This window comes from Nereida sp. NH-UV-3, assembly GCF_042939535.1.
Lineage (GTDB): Bacteria > Pseudomonadota > Alphaproteobacteria > Rhodobacterales > Rhodobacteraceae > Nereida > Nereida ignava.
In genome coordinates, this window is sequence record NZ_CP132157.1 from 1,483,566 (window position 1) to 1,503,159 (window position 19,594).

At 52.8% G+C, this 19,594-nt stretch carries 17 protein-coding genes; 4 read left to right on the plus strand and 13 right to left on the minus strand.

Annotation, left to right across the window (positions count from 1 at the left end):
- Positions 1-53: 53 nt before the first annotated feature.
- Both NeNHUV3_RS07405 and NeNHUV3_RS07410 read left to right on the plus strand, forming a co-directional pair.
- A complete protein-coding gene (locus NeNHUV3_RS07405) occupies positions 54-923 on the plus strand; it encodes an SDR family oxidoreductase (RefSeq protein ID WP_391480663.1) in 870 nt (289 codons plus the stop codon).
- 46 nt (positions 924-969) lie between these two features.
- Complete coding sequence (locus tag NeNHUV3_RS07410) at positions 970-1,731, plus strand: ion transporter (RefSeq protein WP_391480664.1); 762 nt, start codon at positions 970-972, stop codon at positions 1,729-1,731.
- Here the strand turns inward: NeNHUV3_RS07410 and dxs are convergent.
- Genes dxs through NeNHUV3_RS07440 form a run of 6 tightly spaced genes read right to left on the minus strand, consistent with a single transcriptional unit; the run spans position 1,728 to position 6,951 of the window.
- Positions 1,728-3,656, minus strand: coding sequence for a 1-deoxy-D-xylulose-5-phosphate synthase (gene dxs, locus NeNHUV3_RS07415; RefSeq protein WP_391480666.1), 1,929 nt, complete (start codon positions 3,654-3,656; stop codon positions 1,728-1,730). The two genes, NeNHUV3_RS07410 and dxs, sit on opposite strands and share 4 nt — an antisense overlap.
- 11 nt (positions 3,657-3,667) lie before the next feature.
- The gene (locus NeNHUV3_RS07420) at positions 3,668-4,531 is read right to left on the minus strand and encodes a polyprenyl synthetase family protein (RefSeq protein WP_391480667.1); all 864 of its coding nucleotides are present in this window, start codon (positions 4,529-4,531) and stop codon (positions 3,668-3,670) included.
- Entirely contained in the window at positions 4,532-4,774 is a 243-nt protein-coding gene (locus tag NeNHUV3_RS07425; RefSeq protein WP_048598484.1) for an exodeoxyribonuclease VII small subunit, read from the minus strand.
- Complete coding sequence (locus tag NeNHUV3_RS07430; RefSeq protein ID WP_391480669.1) at positions 4,771-5,697, minus strand: histone deacetylase family protein; 927 nt, start codon at positions 5,695-5,697, stop codon at positions 4,771-4,773. The genes NeNHUV3_RS07425 and NeNHUV3_RS07430 overlap by 4 nt, the downstream gene beginning before the upstream one ends.
- Before the next feature lie 40 nt (positions 5,698-5,737).
- Positions 5,738-6,448 carry a response regulator gene (locus tag NeNHUV3_RS07435; protein WP_391480670.1) on the minus strand — a complete coding sequence of 237 codons (711 nt, stop codon included), beginning with the start codon at positions 6,446-6,448 and terminating at the stop codon, positions 5,738-5,740.
- The gene (locus tag NeNHUV3_RS07440; protein ID WP_341247152.1) at positions 6,448-6,951 is read right to left on the minus strand and encodes a MarR family transcriptional regulator; all 504 of its coding nucleotides are present in this window, start codon (positions 6,949-6,951) and stop codon (positions 6,448-6,450) included. The genes NeNHUV3_RS07435 and NeNHUV3_RS07440 overlap by 1 nt, the downstream gene beginning before the upstream one ends.
- A 140-nt stretch (positions 6,952-7,091) precedes the next feature.
- On the opposite strand from NeNHUV3_RS07440, the gene NeNHUV3_RS07445 reads away from it, so the two are divergent.
- Positions 7,092-7,958 (plus strand): branched-chain amino acid aminotransferase, encoded by an 867-nt coding sequence (locus tag NeNHUV3_RS07445; protein ID WP_391480672.1) that lies wholly within the window; start codon positions 7,092-7,094, stop codon positions 7,956-7,958.
- 75 nt (positions 7,959-8,033) lie between these two features.
- Here the strand turns inward: NeNHUV3_RS07445 and NeNHUV3_RS07450 are convergent, their stop codons facing one another.
- The 6 genes from NeNHUV3_RS07450 to NeNHUV3_RS07475 form a co-directional block, all read right to left on the minus strand.
- Positions 8,034-8,945 (minus strand): DMT family transporter, encoded by a 912-nt coding sequence (locus tag NeNHUV3_RS07450; RefSeq protein WP_391480673.1) that lies wholly within the window; start codon positions 8,943-8,945, stop codon positions 8,034-8,036.
- The gene (gene queG, locus NeNHUV3_RS07455) at positions 8,942-9,967 is read right to left on the minus strand and encodes a tRNA epoxyqueuosine(34) reductase QueG (protein ID WP_391480675.1); all 1,026 of its coding nucleotides are present in this window, start codon (positions 9,965-9,967) and stop codon (positions 8,942-8,944) included. Before queG ends, NeNHUV3_RS07450 begins: the two co-directional genes overlap by 4 nt.
- Positions 9,968-10,633, minus strand: a complete 666-nt coding sequence (locus tag NeNHUV3_RS07460; protein ID WP_341247148.1) for a glutathione S-transferase family protein — start codon at positions 10,631-10,633, stop codon at positions 9,968-9,970.
- Between the two features lie 51 nt (positions 10,634-10,684).
- On the minus strand, positions 10,685-11,413 hold the full coding sequence (gene mtgA / locus NeNHUV3_RS07465; RefSeq protein ID WP_391480676.1) for a monofunctional biosynthetic peptidoglycan transglycosylase: 729 nt from the start codon (positions 11,411-11,413) through the stop codon (positions 10,685-10,687).
- 39 nt (positions 11,414-11,452) lie between these two features.
- Positions 11,453-15,982, minus strand: a complete 4,530-nt coding sequence (gltB, locus tag NeNHUV3_RS07470; RefSeq protein WP_391480678.1) for a glutamate synthase large subunit — start codon at positions 15,980-15,982, stop codon at positions 11,453-11,455.
- 112 nt (positions 15,983-16,094) lie between these two features.
- Positions 16,095-17,531, minus strand: coding sequence for an NAD(P)-dependent oxidoreductase (locus NeNHUV3_RS07475; protein ID WP_391480680.1), 1,437 nt, complete (start codon positions 17,529-17,531; stop codon positions 16,095-16,097).
- 217 nt (positions 17,532-17,748) lie between these two features.
- On the opposite strand from NeNHUV3_RS07475, the gene NeNHUV3_RS07480 reads away from it, so the two are divergent.
- Entirely contained in the window at positions 17,749-18,552 is an 804-nt protein-coding gene (locus tag NeNHUV3_RS07480) for an undecaprenyl-diphosphate phosphatase (protein WP_391480681.1), read from the plus strand.
- Here the strand turns inward: NeNHUV3_RS07480 and NeNHUV3_RS07485 are convergent.
- Positions 18,549-19,529: a complex I NDUFA9 subunit family protein gene (locus tag NeNHUV3_RS07485; RefSeq protein WP_391480682.1), complete on the minus strand. Its 981-nt coding sequence runs from the start codon at positions 19,527-19,529 to the stop codon at positions 18,549-18,551. The two genes, NeNHUV3_RS07480 and NeNHUV3_RS07485, sit on opposite strands and share 4 nt — an antisense overlap.
- Positions 19,530-19,594: the final 65 nt, after the last annotated feature.

Sequence of the window (19,594 nt, forward strand, 5' to 3'; positions counted from 1 at the left end):
GTGCCCTGTCCTGCTCACTTTCGGACCGTTGCGGTGGATCAAGGAGTTTTCACATGCCGACCCTACTTTCATTTGGCCATGGATTTTCCGCACGCGCCCTAAGTCGAATTTTGCCCCGTGACTGGACCGTTTACGGCACCACCCGCACCAAAGAAAAAGCAGAAGTTTTGCGGGCTGAGGGGATCAAGCCAATCTTATGGCCCGGCGAGGCACTTGATACCGCTTTGAAAGAGGCGACACATCTGCTGATCAGTGCGGGGCCGTCCGAGCAGGGTGATCCGGTTTTGAACACCCTTAAAGACGAGATTAAGGCGCTTGCACCGCGTCTTGAGTGGGCAGGTTACTTATCGACCACAGGGGTTTATGGCGACCATCAAGGGGACTGGGTGGATGAAGCTACGGCACTGACCCCTGCCACAAAACGCGGGCAACTGCGTGTGAGTGCCGAGGCAGAGTGGCAAAGCATCCCTACCCTACCGCTTCACATCTTTCGGCTGGCTGGCATTTATGGGCCCGGTCGTGGCCCTTTTGCCAAGGTCCGCAACGGAACCGCGCGGCGGATCATCAAACAAGGTCAGGTGTTCAGCAGAATTCACGTAGAGGATATTGCGCAGGTGTTATGGGCATCAATCACACGTCCAAACATTGGTGCGGTGTACAACCTTTGCGACAATGATCCTGCACCCCCCGAAGACGTTATTGAATACGCAGCGCAATTGCTTGGCGCACCAGTTCCACCCGCAATCGACTACGAGACAGCAGAGATGACTCCGATGGCGCGCAGCTTTTACGCAGAGTCCAAGAAAGTCTCAAACGAGCGTATCAAAACGGAGTTGGGCGTTAAACTGAAATACCCAGATTACAAAACCGGCCTGCGGGCGCTGTTGAAGTTAGAGCAGGACAGCGCTGAGCGCCCATTGTAAGCGCTGCATAAGCACACATATCACGTTCAACCAAAGGACCATAATCATGCACCAGTTGACTGTATTTCTTGAGCGCCCACTGACACGCAACATCATAATGGGCGTTATCATTTTCAACGCAATCTTGTTGGGAATGGAAACATCAAACGGGCTGATGCAAAACTATGGGACGCTGATCACAACGCTCGATAGCGCGTGTTTAGCCGTATTCGTACTTGAATTGACGGCGAAGCTGATAGCCTATCGCAGCCGATTTTTTCGGTCGGGCTGGAACTGGTTCGACTTCATTATTGTAGGCATTTCCCTTGTTCCAGCCGCGCAAGGGCTTAGCGTTTTGCGGGCCATGCGGATCCTGCGGGTGCTGCGCGTCATCACAGTGGCGCCATCGTTGCGGCGGGTCGTCGAAGGTTTTGTGAACGCACTACCCGGCATGGGCAGTGTCTTTTTGTTGATGGCGCTGATCTTCTACATCAGCGCAGTTATGGCGACCAAGCTATTCGCCTCTGCGTTTCCGGAATGGTTCGGAAGCTTATGGCTATCGCTATATTCACTGTTCCAAATCATGACGCTGGAAAGCTGGTCCATGGGCATCGTGCGCCCCGTGATGGAGGTCTACCCCTATGCGTGGCTCTTCTTTGTACCTTTCATCATGGTCACCACATTCGCCGTGGTGAACTTAATCGTAGGTCTGGTTGTGAACTCGATGCAAGAAGCGCACGCAGAAGAAACGAACGCTGTCACAGACGCATACCGCGATGAAGTTTTAGAGCGGTTAAAGTCAATCGAAGAGCAATTAAGCAAACGCTAAGCGCGTTTGCTATCAAGCTTCGTAATCCCAAGAACATCGAGAACTTTTGCCTCAATATCTGCTGCATTAAGGCCGGCCATCGCATACATATCTTCGGGGCTGGACTGATCAATAAACGTATCGGGCAACACCATGGAACGGAACTTCAGGCCAGTGTCAAAAACAGCCTCATCCGCTAAAAGCTGCGCAACGTGTGATCCGAAACCACCAACAGCACCTTCTTCGATGGTAATCAAAGCCTCGTGCTGTTCCGCCAAATCCAAGATCAATGTGCGATCAAGGGGCTTGGCAAAACGGGCGTCAGCAACGGTTGGGGTTATGCCGCGCGCCGCAAGCGCTTCACAGGCAGCCTCTACTTCCGCCAACCGGGTCCCGAAAGACAAAATGGCAACGCGTGCGCCATCACGGATCATGCGACCCTTACCAATTTCAAGCGCTTCGCCGCGTTCAGGAAGCTCAACCCCAACACCCTCGCCCCGCGGAAAACGGAAAGCGATAGGGCCATCATCATAAGCCGCAGCTGTGGCAACCATATGCACCAACTCTGCCTCATCAGCGGCCGCCATAACGACAAAGTCAGGCAGATTGCTGAGGTAAGCAACATCAAACGCGCCCGCATGCGTCGCCCCATCCGCGCCTACAAGCCCTGCGCGATCAATCGCAAAACGAACAGGTAGGCGCTGAATGGCCACATCATGAACGACCTGATCATAACCGCGCTGTAGGAACGTTGAATACATCGCGCAAAACGGTTTCATGCCCCCCGCCGCAAGAGCCGCTGAAAACGTAACGCCGTGTTGCTCGGCAATGCCCACATCAAAGCACCGGCTTGGGTAGCGTTCTGCAAATAAGTTCAACCCAGTCCCATCGGGCATCGCAGCAGTTACGGCGCAAACTTTATCGTCACGGCTGGCTTCATCGAGAAGGGTTTGCGCGAAAACCTTGGTGTAACTTGGCGCATTGCTGGGTGCTTTTTTCTGCTCGCCCGTCACAACGTTGAACTTGGAGACACCGTGCCCTTTGTCACGCGCCTGCTCAGCAGGAGCATAGCCTTTACCTTTTTTCGTAATGCAGTGGATCAAGATTGGGCCAGTCGCGCGATCATGGACAGTGCGTAAAACTGGCAAAAGCTGATCAAGGTCGTGACCGTCAATCGGGCCAACATAGGAAAAGCCCAACTGTTCAAACAATGTGCCGCCCACAGTCATGTGTTTCAGCATATCTTTCGCGCGCTTCGCCCCTTCGCGGAAAGGTTCCGGCAGCAAACTTACTGCACCCTTTGCGGCGGACTTAAATTCTTGAAACGGCGCGCCGGCATAAAGCTGGCTTAGGTACGAAGATAGTGCGCCAACAGGCGGCGCAATCGACATCTCGTTGTCGTTCAATACAACGATCATGCGTTTTTTCAGATGGCCCGCGTTGTTCATCGCTTCAAATGCCATGCCCGCTGACATTGAGCCGTCACCAATGACAGCAATTGCATCGCCGTTTCCTTCGGGCGGGGCGCCCCCCAAATCACGAGCGACCGCAAAGCCGAGTGCAGCAGAAATAGATGTGGAACTGTGGGCAGCACCGAATGGGTCAAACGGAGATTCACTGCGCTTTGTGAAACCGCTTAGCCCGTCTTTTTGGCGCAACGTACGGATGCGGTCACGACGTCCAGTCAAAACTTTGTGGGGGTAGCATTGATGGCCAACATCCCAGATGATCTTATCTTTCGGGGTGTCAAAAACAGCGTGAAGTGCCACCGTCAACTCAACAACACCAAGGCCCGCACCAAGGTGACCACCCGTGACCGATACTGCGCTAATCACCTCAGACCGGACATCATCAGCAAGCTGGTGCAGTTCTGCATCGCTAAGGCTTTTCATATCTGCAGGTGTGCTGACGCGGTCCAAAACCGGTGTGTGTGGTCTGTCAGACATGATCGTTATCCTTAATGGCCGCGAGTAATCACAAAACGTGCCGCTTGCTTTAGCGTATCAGCATCATCGCCGAAACCCGCAAGGGCGTCGCAGGCTTCATCAACCAGATTAGATGCGCGGGCTTTTGCCCCCTCAAGGCCCAGCAATGAGACGAATGTCGCTTTACCTGCGCTTTGATCTTTGCCAACAGCCTTACCAACCGTCGCCGCATCACCTGTGACATCCAACACATCATCAGCGATCTGAAACGCGAGGCCAAGTCGATCCCCGTAGGTTTGCAAGGCATCTGTTGAGGCTTCTGACATGACCGCACCAGCCATCGCAGACCATTCAATCAGCGCGCCAGTTTTGCCTTTTTGCAATGCAATGATCTGATCCAACGTCAGCGGAATTTGTGCCGTCTCGGCGGCAATGTCTGCAGCCTGCCCACCGACCATCCCGTTAATTCCACTGGCACGCGCGAGGCTTAGGGACAAATCTAATCGCGCTTGTAGGCTACACTGGGTCTGGGCAATCAACTCAAACGCCAAAGTCTGCAAAGCGTCACCAGTCAAAACAGCTGTCGCTTCATCCCACTTCACATGAACGGTCGGGTTCCCTCGGCGTAAATCATCGTCGTCCATGCAGGGTAAGTCATCATGCACCAAAGAATACGCATGCAGGCATTCAATCGCTGCTGCAGCGTTTCTCGCCTCATTAGGACCAATTCCATGAAGGCGTGCGCTTTCCAAAACCAAGAACGCGCGTAATGCTTTGCCACCACGTGTCGCATAGATCATTGGCTCCGCAATAGCGCTTGCGCAGCCCTTTAACGCATCGGCGATACAGGCCTCGGATACTTTTGCCGCATCACCTAGCGCCGCCTGAAAGCTCATTTATTCAGCGTCCAGAGGAGTTGTGCCAACAGCAGCGCCATCTGCACTTAACGTAAGCTTGGCCACTTTTTCTTCAGCGGCATTCAGCTTCGCTTCGCAATGTTCTTTTAGTTTTGCTCCGCGCTCATACAGCGCGATGGATGCCTCAAGCTCAACCGAGCCACTGTCCAATTGGGTCACCACACGCTCCAATTCGGCAATTGCCTGCTCGAAGCTCATCTCTGCTACTGGTGTCTCGCTCATTGCCCGCGCTCCATTAAGACTTCAACATGTGCCTTCGCCGACGTGGCCAAGGCATCAAGATCATAACCGCCCTCGAGGGTCGAGACCACCCGCCCACCACAATATTCGTCTGCGATATCGCACAGCTGATGCGTCACCCATGCAAAATCACCCTCAGATAGATCCATACCAGCAAGCGGATCAGCACTGTGTGCGTCAAACCCCGCTGAAATTAACAACAACTCAGGCTTAAAACGCTTTAACATCGGCAGGACTTGTTCCGTGATAGCTTGCTTAAAAATAGCAGAGCCGGCGCCGCCCGGCAGCGGGATATTCAAGACGTTATTGTAAGCGCCCGTTTCATGGGCGTGACCCGTACCTGGGTAAAGCGGCATTTGGTGGGTTGAGCAAAAGAGGATGCGCGGATCACTCTCGACCAAGTCCTGTGTGCCGTTGCCGTGATGCACATCAAAATCAACAATTGCCACACGGCTTAGGCCGTGATGGTCCAGCGCATGTTTCGCAGCAATGGCGACCGAACCAAACAGACAAAACCCCATTGGTGTTTCGCGTTCAGCATGGTGACCGGGTGGGCGGACCGCAGCAAATGCATTTTGCACATCGCCCCCCAAGACCATATCAACAGCCTTAACATTTGCACCCGCAGCCCGCAGCGCCGCGCCAAGCGAGCCGACAGACATGTGCGTGTCAGCATCAAGAGAGGTCCAGCCGCTATCAGGTGCAGATTGTCGAATGGCCGTGACATGCGATTTGGGATGTGCCCGCAACAAATCGTCGTCGGCCGCAAACGGAGCAGGTACCCGCACCAAATCAAGACCATCCAGCGCACTCAGCACCGCATCAAGCCGCGCGACTTGTTCGGGGTGGCCCGGAGGCGTGACATGCTCAAGGCATTCGGGGTGGGTGATCAATGCTGTGGCCATGATCGCTCCTCCATTTTTTGGTGTTTCGAATGGGCGTATGTTAGTCTGGTGCTAACATGTAACCGGCACCGCGCACAGTTTGTAGATACCGCGGCTGTTTTGGATCGGCCTCAATCTTGCGACGCAACCGCGTGATTTGCACATCAACCGCGCGCTCTTGGGCCTTGCCGCCGTCTTTGCCACTGTCACGACCAAGATCTTCGACCAGTTTGATACGGCTGATCGGCTCAGAAGGCTGGGCGCTAAAGATTTTCATCAACTGAACCTCGGTCGCTGTTAAGCGAACCACCTCATCGCCGCGGCGCAACTCGGCACGGTCAATGTCATAACGGCATGGTCCAAGGTGCAACACTTTTGGCAAGCTATCCGACATCGTATCCGAAGGAATCCGCCGTAAGATCGCGTTTATCCGCAGCAATAGTTCTTTAGGCTCAAACGGCTTTGCCAAGTAGTCATCCGCGCCAGCTTCAAGACCCGCGATGCGGTCGTCCGTTTCACCTTTGGCTGTCAGCAATAGAATTGGCGTCTGCAGCGTCTCGCGCAAATTCCGTGTGAGACTAATGCCATCTTCCCCCGGCATCATGATGTCCAGCACGATCAGATCAAACTCAAGCCCCGCCAACACACGACGCGCGTGTGCGGCATCACGGGCCGCACTGACCAAAAAGCCGTTCTTCATCAGAAACTTTTGGAGCAGCCCACGAATACGCTCGTCATCATCAACAATCAGCAGGTGGGCTTCGTTTTCCATTACTCAGTCTCTTTCAACTTATCAAAATACCGGCGCATTTCTGTGTCCATCATCGCCTCTAACACCGTTCGAAACCCTTGCACCGCCTCTGGACCGGCCGCGCGGTACGCACTGCGCACCCGCGCCGTTTGCACCTCCGACAGCTCTGTCTCCAAGGCGTGACCAGCAGGCGTCAGATACAAATGACGCTCACGTTTATCTTGGGTTCCGACCTTACTTTCGACAAGACCATCATCGATCAAACTACGCAAGACACGGTTCAGCGATTGTTTTGTTACGCCCAAAATCCCCAACAGGTTGTTAACAGTCGTCCCAGGCGAGCGGTGGATAAAGTGAACTGCGCGGTGATGCGCGCGGCCATATCCTTTTTCAGACAACACACGATCCGGATCTGCGGTAAACCCACGATAGGCAAAGAACATTGCCTCAATGCCTTTGCGAAGCTGTTCATCCGTCAAAAACAGCAGGTTCGGGCCGCGCATTTCGTTCCGGTTATCTCGCATATTTCTGTCCTCCTTAGCTGCGACAATACGTCAGTGTTGTTGACATTCCAAGAATCGATTGCTAGCCAAGCCTATAATTTACGCAACTTTATGACCGTTTCGGTCTTAATTTGAGCAACATTAGCAAATGGAGGCTGAAAATGGCTGGCTATGATGACCGTGATGGAAAAATCTGGATGGACGGCAAATTGGTCGAATGGCGGGACGCAAATGTCCACATTCTGACCCATGCCATGCACTACGCCTCCTCTGTGTTTGAGGGCGAGCGCTGCTACTCGGGCAAAATCTTCAAGTCTAAAGAGCACTCCGAGCGACTGATCCGTTCTGGTCAACTTATCGACTTCGAAATCCCTTATACTGTTGAAGAAATCGAAGCTGCCAAACAAGCCGCACTTGATGCAAACGGCCTGACGGATGCGTATGTGCGTCCTGTTGCGTGGCGCGGATCCGGTGAAGATATGGGCGTCGCAGCTGCGCGCAACCCTGTGCACCTGGCCGTCGCGGTTTGGGAATGGGGCAACTACTACGGCGACGCCAAAAATAAAGGCGCAAAACTGGACATCGCAAAATGGAAGCGCCCAAGCCCTGAAACAGCGCCGTCCCAAGCCAAGGCTGCGGGTCTTTACATGATTGCGACAATGTCCAAGCACGCGGCCGAAGCAAAAGGCTGCTCGGACGCGATGATGTTTGATTACCGCGGGTACGTGGCCGAAGCGACCGGCGCCAACATTTTCTTCGTAAAGGACGGCGAGGTTCATACACCAATCGCTGATGCGTTCCTAAACGGGATCACCCGCCAAACAGTGATCCAGATGCTGAAAGAAAAAGGCATTACCGTGAACGAGCGGATCATTATGCCAGAAGAGCTTGAAGGCTTTGAGCAATGCTGGCTGACCGGCACAGCAGCAGAAGTCACACCAGTCGGCACAATCGGTGACTACAACTTTGAAGTGGGTGCTTTGGTCAAAGACATCGCCAGCGATTATGAAAAGCTGGTACGCGCCTAAACAGTCCCTAAACTGCCCTTTAGATACTAAAACAATAAGGTCATCGCTGAAGCGCGGTGGCCTTTTCTGTATCAGCTATTTGAAGCGAACCTGCCGCTCTGCGGCCAGCTTGATCCCCAAATGACGCTCGCGAAGCACGATAACAACACCAGCGATCACGATTAACGCAGCACCCGAAATAACACCCAAAGTCGGCACTTCGTTGAACCAAACATACCCAATGCCAATGGCAAGCAGCATCGCGGTATAATCAAAGGGCGCCACAACAGACGCTGGCGCGAACCGATAAGACTGCGTCAGGCACAATTGCCCCACCCCACCGATGATACCACCCAAAATGAGCAACAACGTCGTTTCAAGAGGGGGCACAACCCAACCAAAAGGCAGCGTTAACAACGACAGAACCGAGGTGGTCAACATGAAGTAGAACACAATCGCTGTTGAACTTTCTGTAGCTACCATCTTGCGCACAAACATCTGCGCCAATGCCGCCATCGAAGCGCTGACCAGCATCAAACCAACGGCGATGGTCTTCATCCTTTCACTGGTGTCAAAACTAAGCTGGTTCCACAAAATGATCAGCACACCCGCAAAACCAAGGCACACCATCGAGATACGGAACTTGCCTACGGTCTCCCCTAAAAAGAGGGCCGCAAAAACAGTTAGAACAAGAGGTGTGGTAAAGCTAAGCGCGGTGACGTCTGGAAACGCCAGAATACCAAGACAGAAAAACCGTAGCCCCATTGAAGTACTACCGGCCAAACCACGCAGAACATGACCAAGCGGACGCTCTGTTTTCAGCCCCGTAGATAAATTGCCGCTCCACCACAAAAAAGCAAACAGCACAGGAAGGGTGAAAACGGACCGGAAGAAAACAGCCTCACCGGTTGGGACCTCATCCGCAGTCGCTTTGATGATGCTCATCAGCACAGTAAACAGCGACACGGCCAAAATTTTCAGTGAAATGCCTTTGATGGTGTCGGTCATGATAGCCGCTCAACTGCCCATTCTGCAGCGTCCCGAACAACCGGATCATTGTCATTGAGCAAAGCCTGCGCATGAGGCTTCAACTCTGGCTTTCCTGAATTTCCAATCGCGTAAAGCACATTGCGGGTGAACCGATCTCGGCCAATCCGCTTGATTGGTGAGCCCGAAAAATGTGCGCGAAACGACGCATCATCAAAAGACACTAACGCAGCCAGTTTGGGGGCTTTTAACTCCTCGCGGGCGGCGTATTTCATTTCGGTCGCAGCGACAGCAAATTTATTCCATGGGCACGCGGCCAGACAATCATCACAGCCGTAAATATGGTTACCCATCTTCTCACGCAGCTCTGGCGCGACAGGGCCTTTGTGCTCAATTGTAAGGTATGAAATGCAGCGCCGCGCATCCAATTGAAACGGCGCGGGGAACGCATCAGTGGGGCATGCATCAAGGCACGCTGTACACGATCCGCAATTGTCAGTTTGCGCTTCGTCCGGCTCAAGCTCTGCCGTGGTGAAAATCGCTCCCAGAAAAAACCAGTTTCCAAGATCGCGTGCCAACAGATTTGTATGCTTACCCTGCCAACCCAAGCCAGCCGCTTGCGCCAGCGGCTTTTCCATAACCGGTGCCGTATCAACGAAGACTTTAATCTGAATGTCGCCCTGCTCTACCAGCCAGCGACCCACCTTCTTAAGCCGCTTTTTAGCAACATCATGATAGTCTTTATTCTGCGCATAGACACTAATTGCGCCCAGCTCTGGCCTGCTCAAAACTGTGCGTGGATCATGTTCGGGCGTGTACATTTCCGCCAACATAATGACAGATCGGCATTCCGGCCACAGGTCTTGCGGACTGCCGCGCCAGTTCATGCGCTCGGCCATCCAACTCATCTGACCGTGATATCCTGCTTCCACAAAAGCGGATAACCGCTGCGCCGTTTCCGGAGCGGCGTCAGGTTTGCACACCCCCATTTTGGCAAAACCGGCGTCCTGCGCCACGTCCCAAAGGCGGGCTTTCAAGGACATTTAAAAATCCAAATTGGAATAATGCGCAGGCTGCGGAAAACCAGAAACCTGATCGGCCAAAATTGAACGAAACGCAGGGCGAGACTTAATTTTTGCGTACCAGTCTTTCACGTTAGCCGATCGGTTCCAGTCCACATCACTGATGTAATCAAGGGATGACAAGTGCGCTGCAGCGGCAAAATCGGCCAAAGTCATTTGGTCACCAGCGAGCCAGCGACGCTGATCCAAAAGCCATGTCATATAGTCGAGGTGATACTTAATCGCACGCGCACCCGCTTTGATATTGGCGCTGTCTGGGTAGCCGGTCTTCTGCACTTTTTTGTTCACGCGCTCATACAAAAGTTTGGTCGTAACTTCGTGATGAAACTTGTCATCAAACCAAGAAACCAGCCGGCGCACTTCAAAACGCAACTCCGGCGATGCAGGCAAAAGCGGCGGCGTGGGATGCTTTTCTTCGAGGTACTCACAAATCGCTGCGCTTTCGCTCATCAGACGACCATCTAATTTCAGGATTGGAACTTTGGCAGCAGGATTACGGCGCAAAAACTCGGAATCGCCTTCCCAATAGCGCTCTTCAACCAGCTCAACTTCGATCTTTTTTTCAGCAAGGCTCAGGCGAACTTTGCGGCAAAAGGGTGAAAGCGGAACATGATAAAGACGGTTCATAATTTGCTCGATTAGTTGTTTATACTGTCATGCCCTAAGCCGCTGTTGCGTTCAACTCTCGAAGCACGCTGCGCGGCCATCCACCTTAATTGTAGCCTCGCCTGACAAAATAGACCGCGTGCGCGCACGTACAAAATCAGTCGGACGGCTGGCAGACCGGCTTTTGGGGGCTGGCAATATCGCTGCAAGGCGTGAGGCTTGTAGGCGCGTTAACTCCGATGATGAGACTTGAAAATAGTGCAAAGCCGCAGCTTCAACGCCAAACACGCCTTCATCAAATTCAGCAATGTTCATATAAACTTCTAAGATGCGGCGCTTTGACCAGAACAACTCCATCACCGGCGTCATCAGGGCTTCAAGCCCTTTGCGGGGATAAGAACGCCCGTGCCAAAGAAACGCGTTCTTTACGACCTGTTGACTGATGGTTGATCCGCCGCGGTTGCCATCTTCGGCAGCTTCAACAATTGCGTCCAAATCAAGCCCCCAATGCAAACAGAAATCAGCATCCTCAGCTGCCACCACAGCGCGCGCCATTACTGGCGCAATTTCTTCAATAGGCTTCCACTCACGCGTCACGCCGCCCAAGCGTAAGCCTTCGGACATGATATAGGGTGTCGTCGGTGGATTGATCAGAGAATACGCCGCGATCCACAACACAATGAACGCGGCAACTGCCAGAACCATCCGCAGCAACCAGCGCCGAATGAACAACATGGGGCGCATAAAAAACGGCACCCTTTTGTCGGATGCCGTTTTCTTATTCTTGGTTTTTCTCACCATGCCGTAATCATGCCAGCGCACTCATGCCTCTGCAACGGCTTATTCTGCTGGGACGGACGCTTCTTCGATACCAAGCGGAACAGGCAAATGAGCCAACATTTCTGTTGAGCAAACCTGCAAGAAGTTTGACCGCTCCATGTCCCAGTTTTGTAAGATCTCGGCCGCTTTACGGCTGCCTGTTTCTTCCAAGTGGCGCTCGATGAGACCCTTAAGCTGCGCTTCCCAATGCTCCATCGTGACAGGGCATGTGACCAGAGTTTCCATGTTCATCATGCTTTGGGCCGTTTGCTCAGGATCGTAGATGTACGCCATGCCGCCAGTCATACCCGCGCCAAAGTTAGCACCAATATTCCCAAGGATTACAGCAACGCCACCAGTCATGTATTCACAACCGCAGGCACCACACCCCTCAATGACCACTTTCGCGCCAGAGTTACGAACGCCAAAACGCTCACCCGCACGACCTGCAGCAAAGAGATACCCATCAGTCGCACCATACAAAACAGTGTTCCCAATGATTGTATTCTGATCCGCTTTCAACGGGCTTGCCATTGGAGGACGGACCACAATCGTGCCGCCCGACAGACCTTTTCCAACGTAGTCGTTGGCATCGCCGGAAACTTCAATCTTAAGCCCTGGGGCCGCAAACGCCCCCAAAGATTGCCCTGCGGAACCTGTCAATTTGACAGTCAGGTGATCGGGTTGCAGCGAATTGCGCATTCCGAAATTCTTTACAATGTGGCTTGATGTCCGCGTGCCAATTGTACGAAGCGTGTTCTGTACGGCGTATTGAAGCTGCATCTTCTCACCATCATTCAGGAAGCGTGCTGCGTCTTGAACGATTTGCGCATCAAGCGTTTCTGGCACAGCGTTACGTGGCTTGGAGCGATCATAAACAACCTTCTCCGCCCCATCGACCGTGATCAAAAGTGGGTTCAAATCGAGGTCATCAAGATGCGCAGAGCCACGGCTCACCTGAGCGAGAAGATCAGCGCGGCCAATGATGTCATCCATGCTGCGGGCACCAATGCTTGCCAGCAATTCACGCACTTCTGTGGCGTAGAACGTGATAAGGTTTACCACTTTGTCAGCATTACCCGTGAACTTGTCACGCAGTGCTTCGTCTTGGGTACATACGCCAACGGGACAGGTGTTTGACTGACATTGGCGCACCATGATGCAGCCCATCGCGATCAATGCAGCAGTGCCGATACCGTACTCTTCGGCACCCAACATTGCTGCCATCACGATGTCACGACCTGTACGCAAACCACCATCCGTCCGCAACGTAACGCGTTCACGCAAGTTGTTCATAGAGAGAACCTGATGCGCTTCGGTCAGGCCCATCTCCCATGGTAGGCCTGCATATTTGATGGATGTCGCAGGTGACGCGCCGGTGCCGCCATTATGACCCGAGATCAAGATCACGTCCGCTTTTGCCTTCGCAACACCAGCCGCGATTGTACCAACGCCACTGGATGCAACCAGCTTCACGGTCACCTTACAGCGCGGGTTGATTTGTTTCAGATCGTAGATCAACTGCGCCAAGTCCTCGATCGAGTAAATATCGTGGTGTGGCGGAGGTGAAATAAGGGTCACGCCCTTGGTTGAATGCCGCAACCGCGCAATCAAATCCGTAACCTTCATACCCGGAAGCTGGCCACCTTCGCCTGGCTTTGCGCCTTGTGCGACTTTGATCTCAAGCTCTTCACAGTGGTTGAGATACTCAGCTGTCACGCCAAAACGACCAGAAGCGACCTGCTTAATTTTAGCAGATGGGTTGTCGCCATTCGCCTCAGGTACGAAGTGTGCTGGATCTTCGCCGCCTTCGCCGCTGTCAGACTTTGCACCAATGCGGTTCATCGCAACGTTCAGCGTCTTGTGTGCCTCGGGACTAAGCGCGCCCAAAGACATGCCCGGTGTTACGAAGCGTTTGCGGATCGACGTAATGCTTTCAACCTCTTCGATAGGAATTGCTTTACCCATCGGCTTGATATCGAGCAAATCACGAAGGTGAATTGGCGGGTTGCTACGCATCTTTGCGGAATACTGACGCCACAGTTCATAGCTGCTGCGGTTACATGCAGCCTGCATCATATGCATGCTCTGCGCTTCCCACGCATGCGTTTCACCAGAACGGCGCGACTTATAAAAACCACCAATCGGCATCACGTTATCCGCTTGGAACGCCTGACCGTGGACTGCTTCAACTTTGCGTTGAATGCCGATTAGACCGATGCCCGAAATACGGCTCTGCATGCCGGGGAAATACTCGGCGACCATAGCGCGCGACAAGCCAACTGCTTCAAAGTTAAGCCCACCACGGTAGCTAGAAATCACAGAGATCCCCATCTTGGCCATGATCTTCAACAAACCTTGATCAATGGCGCTGCGATAACGCGCTACAGCTTCGGTCAAAGTGCATTCCAGCAGGCCTTTTTGGATACGGTCATTCAGGCTGTCTTCCGCCAGATAGGCGTTGACGGTCGTTGCACCACATCCAATCAAAACAGCGAAGTAATGCGGATCAATGCATTCCGCAGACCGAACGTTGAGCGACGTGAACGTGCGCAGTCCTTTGCGCGTCAACCACGAATGTATGGCACTTGTCGCCAAAATCATTGGCATGGCAACACGGTCGCCAGACACATTCTCATCTGTCAGAACAAGGTGCCCTGCGCCGGACCGCACTGCGTCTTCGGCTTCTGCACGTATGCGGGCCAAACCGTCGGTCAGATTACGGCCACCTTTTTCAAAGGTACAGTCAATCTCAACCAAATTAGCGTTGAAGTTTTGCTTCAACTCTTCCCACTGAGCGTTTCCGACAAACGGGCTATCCAGTACCAAAATCTCGGTTTGGCTACTGTCTTGGTCCAGCACGTTCTTGAGATTACCGAACCGTGTTTTCAGGCTCATCACTCGGTATTCGCGAAGGCTGTCAATCGGCGGGTTGGTAACTTGGCTAAACGCTTGGCGGAAGAAGTGGCTAAGCGGGCGGTATTTCTCACTAAGGACTGCGGATGGGGTGTCATCACCCATCGAAGCAATTGCCTCTTTACCGTCCTCGGCCATTGGCGCCAGAATTTGCTCAAGTTCTTCAACTGTGTAGCCAGCTGCGATCTGACGCTGGCGCAGTTCAGCACCTTCAAACATGGGGGCTTCTGTTACACCCGCAAGCTTTGGTTCAAGATCATTGATCTTTCCAACCCACTCGCCAAACGGCAACTCTGAGGCCAACGCATCTTTCATCTCTTTATCGTGGAAAAGGCGGCCATCTTGCATATCAACAGCAATCATTTGGCCAGGACCAAGCGCGCCTTTTTCAACGACATTTGCTTCGTTCACAGGAACCATGCCCGCTTCAGAGCCCGCAATCAGCAGTCCATCACCCGTTACGACATAGCGCATCGGGCGAAGGCCATTGCGGTCAAGGCCAGCGCAGACCCAACGGCCATCCGTCATCGCGAGCGCTGCGGGACCATCCCATGGCTCCATCACAGAGTTGCAGTATGAATACATATCGCGCCAAGATTGTGGCAGTTCAATCGCCTGCTTGGACCAGCTTTCAGGCACCAACATTGTCTTCGCCATCGGCGCAGAACGGCCCGCGCGCACAAGCACTTCGAAAACCGCGTCCAGTGCCGCAGAGTCAGATGACCCACTTGCGACGATTGGCTTGATGTCTTCTGCCATGTCACCAAACGCGCCAGAGGCCATACGAATTTCGTGGGACTTCATCCAGTTAAGGTTACCCTTCAGCGTGTTGATCTCGCCATTGTGGGCCAACATGCGGAACGGTTGGGCCAGCCACCACTGTGGGAATGTGTTAGTCGAGTACCGCTGGTGATAAATCGCGAAGGCACTTTCAAAACGCTCATCCATCAAATCTGGATAGAACTCAGCGACCTGCTCAGCCAACATCATGCCTTTGTAAATGATCGAACGACACGACAGCGATGCAAGGTACAGATCTTTCACGCCTGCCGCGACGGAAGCCTTTTCGATACGGCGACGGATCACATAAAGCTCACGCTCAAATGTTTCTTCATCCACACCTTTGGAATTTGAGATGATAATCTGCTCAATCTCAGGACGGGTCGCGTTAGCTTTCTCACCCAAGCAGGACACATCCACGGGTACGTGGCGCCAGCCGTAGATATAGTAACCCATACGAAGCACTTCTGCTTCGACAATTGTCCGACAGGTTTCTTGGGCGCCAAAGTCAGTACGCGGTAGAAACACCTGACCAACAGCAACCAACTCATTGCGGCGCGGCTCATGGCCCGTGCGTTCAATCTGATCATAAAAGAAGGGCACTGGAATTTGGACGTGGATACCGGCGCCATCGCCAGTTTTGCCATCCGCATCTACAGCACCGCGGTGCCAGATCGCCTTCAACGCGGTAATACCCGCTTCGACCACTGCCCGCGAGCGTGTGCCATCAACAGAAACCACAAGGCCAACGCCACATGAGGAATGCTCATCCTCAGCGGAATAGAGGCCATTCTGCTCCATCCACGCGCGCTTTTTTTCTTCTGCCTTTACCCAAGCTTGATCAAAATTGGTCATTGCGTTTCTCCTTGAAAGGCACGGGGCCCTAAATCTGAATTCGGGTGCGACCGATTAATTTGGTCCGTCTGCCCGTTTAAATCTGTGATGCCATTTAAGGCAGATGACTGGCTTATTCGGCGGCCACAGTAAGGTTGCTATCGAGATAGCTCAGCATCGCCTCGGCTGCATCGCGACCATCCTTGATTGCCCAAACAACAAGGCTCGCCCCACGAACAATGTCGCCAACGGCAAACACACCATCGAGGCTGGTTTTACCCGTAGTAAAGTCTGCTTTGATTGTTCCCCAGCGGGTCACTTCAAGACCGTCTGTGTTCCACAGCTTGGGCAGTTCTTCAGGCTCAAACCCAAGCGCCTTAATAACAAGGTCCGCTTCCTCAACATAATCTGCCCCCTCAATTTCTTCGGGGCTTTGACGGCCAGACGCATCAGGTGCACCAAGACGCATTTTGCTTACCTTCACGCCTTCAACGTGATCGTCACCCACAAACGCTTTGGGGGCAGACAGCCAGACAAACTCGACACCTTCTTCTTCAGCGTTTTGAACCTCACGCTGTGAGCCCGGCATATTCGCACGGTCACGGCGATACAGCAGCTTCACGCTTTCGGCACCTTGGCGAATGGACGTACGGACGCAGTCCATTGCCGTGTCACCACCACCAATAACCACGATCTTTTTGCCGTCTGCATTCAACGTACCATCGTCAAATTCTGGAACGTCATCGCCGAACGACTTACGGTTAGACGCGGTAAGGAAATCAATCGCATTCACAATACCATCAACCCCAACGCCTGGCGCTTTAAGGTCACGGGTCTTGTAAACACCAGTAGCGATCAAAACTGCATCATGCTTGCCACGGATTGCATCAAAGGTGATGTCCTCACCAACGTTACAGTTAAGTACAAACTCAACACCTGCGGCCTCAAGCTGCTCGTTGCGGCGCATTACAATGTCTTTTTCAAGCTTAAAGCCGGGGATACCGTAGGTCAGCAGACCACCTGCACGGTCATAGCGATCATAGATCGTTACCTGAATGCCCTGACGGCGGAGCACGTCTGCCGCGGCCAAGCCACCCGGGCCAGCACCGATAATACCAACTGATTCTGTGCGTTCTTGGCGGGGCTGGATAGGTTTGACCCATCCATTTTCCCAAGCAGTGTCCGTGATGTATTTTTCGACCGCGCCAATGGTCACAGTACCGTGGCCAGACTGTTCAATGACGCAGTTGCCTTCGCACAAGCGGTCCTGGGGGCAAATGCGGCCACAGATTTCTGGGAATGTATTCGTAGCTTGGCTGACTTCATACGCTTCTTGCAGACGGCCTTCAGCAGTTAGGCGCAACCAGTCGGGAATGTTGTTGTGCAAAGGGCAATGCGATTGGCAATACGGAACACCACACTGTGAGCATCGTGAGGCCTGCTCTTCAGCTTTGCGCGTTGCGAATTCTGCGTAGATCTCGTTGAAATCTTCACGGCGCTCAGACGCGCCGCGTTTCTCTGGCATATCACGCTCGACCTTCGTGAACTTTAGCATCTTTTGATCAGCCATGAGAACTCTCCCTAAATCAATCCAGAATGTCGCTTTACGCTAGGGCGTACGAATATAAAAGGCAGTAATACTTACCTACTTATCATTATTTGAGTGTTTTGGAGTATTTTTCACTAATTTATCGACATATTTTATTCCGAATCGGACCTAAATAAGCATGTTGCCCAGTAATTACAATGAGTTAAGCTTTAGCATCGCTAAGTCAGAGAGGGCATCAATGCCGCTATATTATCTCGTCATTATTGCACTCATACAGGGCATCACAGAATTTCTACCTGTATCATCAAGCGGCCATCTTATCTTATTGCCAAGCTTAACGGGTGCAGAGGATCAGGGGCAAGTTATTGATGTTGCAGCGCATTTTGGCACTCTCTTTGCCGTAATCGCATTTTTCTGGGCAGATGTTCGCAGTGCAGCAATTGGGCTACCCAAAGCGATGATCGGCCATAACACGACTCAAGGTGAGCGACTCGCCCAGTTACTGATCATTGCGACCATCCCTGTAGTTATTGCGGGATTTGCCCTGAAAATGTCAGGCTACAATGATGCACTACGCAATATTACCGTCATCGGCTGGACGATGATTATTTTTGGAATCGTGCTTTGGTATTTTGACACTAAAAGTCCAAGCATCAAAAATACACCAGATTGGACAAGAAAAGACGCTGCTATCATGGGTCTGTGGCAAGCAATCGCGTTGATCCCCGGTGTGTCACGGTCTGGTGCAACAATCAGCGGCGCACGCGCCCTTGGCTATACACGCTCAGACGGGGCAAAACTTGCAATGCTCATGTCGATCCCAACCATCATTGCGTCTGCAACGCTCTTAACCTTGAGTTTGGATGCAAAGTCGAGCGCAACCCTTTGGCGCGACATATTGATAGTCGCAGCTCTGTCGTTTGGCGCAGCATTGGTTGCGCTAAGTTTAATGATGAAGCTGCTGAAATCTGTCAGCTTCACCCCTTATGTTATCTACAGAATCGCACTTGGCGCAGTACTTCTAGTGATTGCGTACACCTAAGCCTTGAGGTTCTTTGCGCTTTCCTTGATTGCGTCATACTGCCCGGACGGACGGAAACGCCACAGGTATTCTGGCAGAACTGACTCCAAAGCCGTGGGCGCAATACCCAGATCCGCAAACGTCTTTGCATCATCTGATACAACGTTATCCCGACGCAAGTTACGCACCTGATCCGCAGTAATTGCCGGAGCAACAAGACCCAAGGACAGCACCTTCGCGACAGAAAAACCAAATGCCATTACATTTGCAACGGGGAACGGAATGTTCACGACAAGCTTGCGACGGCGGATCACACTAAGCATCTCACTCATCAAGTCTTTGAATGTATGTACCTCTGGTCCACCCAATTCATACACGCCACCACTCGCCTTACCCAAAACACCCAGAACAACAGCCTGAGCAACATCATCGACGTAAACTGGTTGGAACTTTGTGGCCGCACCGACGACTGGAAGAATGGGGCCCATGCGCGACATCGCCGCGAACCGATTAAAGAACTCATCTTCAGGACCAAAGACAATTGATGGACGCACGATCATCGCATTTGGCATATGCGCCAAAACGCCCTGCTCACCCAGTGCTTTGCTCACTGCATACTGGCTATCGCTTTTCTCATCCGCACCGATTGCAGAAACCAAAACCATGCGCTCAATACCAGCTTTAGCTGCCAGACGCGCAATACGCTCGGCGCCTTCGTGCTGCACCGCGTCAAACTTGTTCTTGCCGCTCTCGGCCAAAATGCCCACGCAATTCACAACAGCATCAGCGCCCTGCATCACCGATGCAACAGACGCATCATCACGGACGTTGCACAACACAGGCTCAACCTGACCAACCACACCATACGGCTTTACAAAAATCGCCTCGTTCGGGTTACGCACAGCGACCCGCACGCGCCATCCCTCTTTGGCCATCCGCCGAGCAACATAGCGCCCAACAAAACCAGAGCCGCCGTAGATTGTGACCAGCTTAGACATAATAATAATCCTGTGTTCTTTGGCTGCCTAGCGATGTAACGCCCAACGCCAATTCAGACAAGTCG